General features: G+C 44.2%; 5 protein-coding genes and 1 tRNA gene. 3 read left to right on the top strand and 3 right to left on the bottom strand.

Annotated elements, in window-relative coordinates; genetic code table 11:
• Positions 1 to 69: 69 nt before the first annotated feature.
• A complete protein-coding gene (locus tag PN462_RS22785) occupies positions 70 to 1,329 on the bottom strand; it encodes a hypothetical protein (RefSeq protein ID WP_272131157.1) in 1,260 nt (419 codons plus the stop codon).
• Positions 1,330 to 1,378: 49 nt separating this feature from the next.
• Here PN462_RS22785 and gntT point away from each other — a divergent pair, with 49 nt between their 5' ends.
• Complete coding sequence (gene gntT / locus PN462_RS22790; RefSeq protein ID WP_272131158.1) at positions 1,379 to 2,677, top strand: guanitoxin biosynthesis MATE family efflux transporter GntT; 1,299 nt, start codon at positions 1,379 to 1,381, stop codon at positions 2,675 to 2,677.
• Positions 2,678 to 2,916: 239 nt separating this feature from the next.
• On the opposite strand, the gene PN462_RS22795 is transcribed toward gntT, so the two are convergent.
• Positions 2,917 to 2,989 (bottom strand) — tRNA-Val (locus PN462_RS22795).
• An 80-nt stretch (positions 2,990 to 3,069) separates the two neighbouring features.
• On the opposite strand from PN462_RS22795, the gene PN462_RS22800 reads away from it, so the two are divergent.
• Positions 3,070 to 3,636: a metal-binding protein gene (locus tag PN462_RS22800; protein ID WP_272131159.1), complete on the top strand. Its 567-nt coding sequence runs from the start codon at positions 3,070 to 3,072 to the stop codon at positions 3,634 to 3,636.
• Positions 3,637 to 3,682: 46 nt separating this feature from the next.
• A complete protein-coding gene (gene mazG / locus PN462_RS22805; protein WP_272131160.1) occupies positions 3,683 to 4,498 on the top strand; it encodes a nucleoside triphosphate pyrophosphohydrolase in 816 nt (271 codons plus the stop codon).
• 78 nt (positions 4,499 to 4,576) lie between these two features.
• Here mazG and PN462_RS22810 read toward each other — a convergent pair whose 3' ends face one another.
• Positions 4,577 to 4,843, bottom strand: a complete 267-nt coding sequence (locus PN462_RS22810) for a hypothetical protein (protein WP_272131161.1) — start codon at positions 4,841 to 4,843, stop codon at positions 4,577 to 4,579.
• Positions 4,844 to 5,093: the final 250 nt, after the last annotated feature.

Below are 5,093 nucleotides of genomic sequence, written 5' to 3' on the forward strand. Positions count from 1 at the left end.
ACCAATACCCAATACCCAATGCTCAACCAATACCCAATACCCAATGCTCAACCAATACCCAATACCCAATCATTCCTTATCTTTCTGATCTGACTTAACCTCAATCACCTCCTGAGAATGATTCATTTGTTGTTCAGAAGGAGACGGAGGCACATATCCTCCCAACAACGTATTTTCCGTCCGTTTAATCACATCTTTGGCCAATCTTTCACTAAACCCAATAACAAACGCAAGAGACGAATAAAAAAACTCTTGACCTCGCGCATTGTCCGACGGCAAAATTTGTAAAGAAATAATCCCCGAATTAAACAAAGCAAACACCAACAACCCAAACGATGACCCAATAATTGGCTTAAAAGCCCCCATAAAAATCGGAATTAACGGATCAGGATTTTCCGGTTCTTCAAAATCACTAATCCGAATTAAAATACTAATCACACTCCCCAAAGTCCCCGAAGAAACCACCAAAATAATTAAAAACAAAATAGAATTATCCTGTTGTTGCTGAGTGCGAATATCCCGTAACTCCGATAACTGTCGAGTCTCCTCCCGAAACTGTTCAACCAACTCCCGTAACTCTTGACTTTGAATCGTTGCACCCACCACATTCCCGAAAATATTTTCATCATCCTGTTGCTGAACCCCACTCACCACCTTTCCTTCCTCAGTAATAAAAATATTAGACTCATTGAGCTTATTTTCAATCTCCTCCAATTGACCTTGAATAGACTCAATTTGCTGGTCTAATTCCGTTTTTTGATTACGAGCAAGACCCACCAATGAACCAAAGAAAAATATCGCCGCAATAACCGAAGTAAACGCCAACCCACTCACCACCTTTAACGGTTCAGACTCCGACCGATAAACATCTATAAAACGATTAATAAAAAACCCCATAATTGGATGTTCATAACGGTTTACAGTTCGTTCAATATCAATACGAATCTTTCGGGCTACCCCAATACTTGGTTGCTTATCACTCAAAACTTCAATAGCAATTTCAATGTACTCAAATAACACCCGCAACTCAATTTGTTTAGAACTGAGACGCAAAAATCGTAAACTCCGACTCAGGGGGTCATATTCTAACTTAATCAACAACTTTTCAATACGCGGAAGCAACACCACCAACGCAGCAATTTCTTCCCGTAACTTAGCATCCTCCAGATGCAACTCCATTAAATTCTTATGTTCCCCTTGGTTTCGCTCCGTATCTCGATTAATTCCCCGTAAATTTTCCCGAATAGTACGGAGTCGCCAACTAAAATTAGAACTAGATAAATTTTCGCTATTTTTAGGATTAGAAGTAGATTTTGGGGACTCATTCATGGGAGGATACAAAAAAGCAGTGGACAAATGATAACAAGCGCGACAGTCAATGAACTTTTACACGCGATTTTCTCGTTTAGCTATCGTCAATATTTTGTCGAATCTTATGACTCCTTTGGCCAGTTTTTTAGATGTGGCCTTTTTAGGCCATTTAACAGAAATTCGCCATCTTGCAGGGGTTGCCTTGGCCACCGTATTGTTTAATTATCTGTATTGGACCTTTGGGTTTTTGCGGATGGGAACCACCGGAATGACCGCCCAAGCCGTAGGACGGAATGACCGTTATGGTATTCTCACCATAGGGTTACGAAATCTCATTCTTGCTCTAAGTATAGGACTGTTGATCTGGGTCTTACAGTTCCCACTCCGAGAAATTGGGTTTACACTCCTCAGTGCCACCCCAGAGGTAAAATTAGCAGGACGGGACTATTTTCAAACTATGATCTGGGGGGCCCCGGCCAACTTAATGAGTTTTGTCCTGTTGGGATGGTTTTTAGGACGAGAACAAGGGAGTAAAGTGTTTCTCCTCTCTCTGGTGGGAAATGGCAGTAATGTGGCGTTAAATTACTGGTTTATTGTACAACTGGGGTGGGCCAGCATGGGAGCAGGTGCAGCAACCGCAACCAGTCAATACGTGATGGTACTGGTGGGGTTAGGGTTAATTCTCTGGGAAAAACCCTGGCAGGGGGTATCCTGGCAAAATATTACTGCACCCTTGTGGGAACGGCAAGCGTTGGGGGAGGTGTTTACGTTGAATGGGGATATCCTCATTCGCACCTTTGCGTTAATTACGGCATTTTCCCTGTTTACTAATTTTAGTTCGGCTTTGGGGACGGTGATTTTGGCCGCCAATACGCTATTATTGCAGGTGATTACCCTGGCTGCCTATTTTATTGACGGCATTGCCTTCGCCACAGAGAGCCTTGCCGGGAATTTACACGGGCAAAAGGATAAAAAAGGTCTGCCGAGGTTGTTATGGCTGTCTGGGAGCGTTAGCGTGGTCTTAGGGTTAATGTTTGCCGGGGGGTTCATCTTATTTCCCCAGTTTTTCTTCGGCCTGCTGACTCGTCACGATGAGGTGATTGCTAGGGTGGGGGATTATATTCTCTGGTTACTGCCTGTGTTAGGGTTTGGGGGGGTGGCTTATAGTTTGGATGGTTATTTTTTGGGACTCACTGCAGGCCGGACTTTGCGGGTGGCCATGGTGATCTCAACGGGGGTGGGGTTTTTACCCCTTGCGTTGGTGGCCTGGTGGTGGCAAAGTCCTCAGTTATTATGGTTGGCTTTAACGGGGTTAATGGTGGTGCGGTGTGTTACGTTGGGGTGGGTTGTTCCTAGAACGTTTTGACCACAAGACCTTGGATTTTAATCCAAGGCTCAAAGCCAAAACCCGTTAAAATGGGTTGAGTGAGTGATTTTTGAGTGATCGCAGTTGATAGATCGCAGTTGATAGATCGCAGTTGATAGATCGCAGTTGATAGATCGCAGTTGATAGATCGCAGTTGATAGATCGCAGTTGATAGATCGCAGTTGATAGACAGTGGGATGTTACTGTGAGAAGTGCAGCACATTAGCTATTCTAGAGTATGGGCGGTACTGGACTCGAACCAGTGACATCCTGCTTGTAAGGCAGGCGCTCTACCAACTGAGCTAACCGCCCGTTTTGACACGAATCTGAATATAACACATAATTTCAAATAATTTCAAATAATTTCAAACAATTTCAGATTTTTTTTTCTTATGCCCTCTGGCCGCACCCACGATCGCATTACGCTCTGGAGTTTACCCTGGATTGTTCTGCTCACTCTGAGTCTTACCCGTGACGGGATGTTAACGCTGCTTGTCTCTGCGGCCTATCTGTTTAGTGGGTTGATGTTTGGGCCGGATTTGGATATCTATTCGGTACAGTTTAAACGCTGGGGAGGGTTGCGGTGGTTGTGGATTCCTTATCAGAAGGTGCTGAAACATCGCTCTCGCTTGTCTCATGGCTTTCTCATTGGTACAGTGTTGCGGGTTCTTTATTTGGGGATTATTCTGTTGTTGGTGGGGATGGTGGGGATAGCGATCGCGCAACTGATCGGCGGTTTTGCGTGGAATTGGCAAACTAGCGCACAACAGGCTAAACTGGGACTCTCTCACTATAGGGCAGAAGCGATCGCGCTGTTTGTGGGCTTAGAATTAGGGGCCATGAGTCACGCGAGTAGTGACTGGTTCGGATCAACGGCCAAACAAGTCCGTCGTAAGGGAGTCGGCAGTCTTTTCACCCGTAAACCGAAAAAACGCCGCAAATCTCGCCGTAAACGGTAACAAAATGTTAATTTAAGAACAGACTATCTTCACTCAGCAGAACATTATGGCGGATTCTCCTGAAACGCTGGCAGCTTTACAAGAACTGATTGACGTTGTAGCTCAATTGCGATCGCCCGATGGCGGGTGTCCTTGGGATTTACAACAAACTCCCCAATCTCTCATTCCCTACATTATCGAAGAAGCCTACGAAACAGTAGCCGCCCTACAAGAAGAAAACACCGCAGACATCACCGAAGAATTAGGGGATTTACTACTACAAGTAGTGTTACAAGCACAAATTGCCCAAGAATATCAACAGTTTAACCTAGCCACCGTAGCACGGGGCATTAGCGAAAAACTGATCCGTCGCCATCCCCACGTTTTCGGGGAAATGACGGTGGAAAATGTAGAAGAAGTCCGGAATAACTGGGAACAAATTAAAGCCGAGGAAAAAGGCGAAACCCCCGATGAAAACCGTTTATTGAGTCGGAAACTGAACCGTTATGCTCGCACCCTTCCCCCCCTCCTCGCCAGCCAAAAAATGTCGAAAAAAGCCGCCGCTACCGGGTTAGAATGGGATGAAGTCAAAGATGTATGGGCTAAATTTGAGGAGGAACTGCAAGAATTTCGGGAGGCACTGAGGACAAAGAATCCAGTTGAACAAGAAGCAGAACTGGGAGATTTACTATTCACACTTGTGAACTTAGCTCGCTGGTATAATCTCGATCCTTCCCAAGCACTCCAAGGAACAAATCGGCGTTTTATCCAACGGTTAGAAAAAATGGAAGCCTACGCTCAACGCCCCCTAGAGGATTATACTTTGGCAGAACTAGATCAGTTTTGGCAACAAGCTAAACGACAATTAGCACAGGGTTATTAATTGATGCAGCACACAAAATCAACACAATGCCAATTAACCCAATGCCAATTAACCCAATGCTAATTAACATAATGCTAATTAACATAATGCTAAATTGCCGTTGAGCCTTTGATTATAGCGAGCGAGCAAAATGCGATCGCTATCCTGCAACTCAATTTGTTCCCCATCTTCGAGATAGTCAAAAATATCATACAGGAGATTGCGCTCCGCGTCCCTTAAATAGGGGTGCTGAAAGGCCACCGTTAATGTATGCCGATCTAAATCGGTCAGACCATGACGAGTTTCAAGATTCAGGAAAACATTATAAAGTGCATCATATAAAGGAGTAAGCTGGTTAGACTGCATCCGTGTTCTCCAAGATTTATTAACTTTTGGGTTTTATATACCCCCAGTATAGAAACCAAATGTGAAAAACTTGTGATAAAAGTCAAACTTTTCCCCTAACCCCCGACTCATATGAAATCCGGATAAAAGGTATAAAATTAAGAGAGGAATAGATGCAAAGGGAAAAATGCCAAAAAAAGTGACAATAGAACCGTATTTGAGTACAGAGGAACTATACGAAAAATATAGAGCCGCTAAAGAAGGGGTACAA

The organism is Spirulina sp. CS-785/01, assembly GCF_028330525.1.
In the GTDB taxonomy this organism is placed as follows: Bacteria; Cyanobacteriota; Cyanobacteriia; order Cyanobacteriales; family Spirulinaceae; genus JAQMSD01.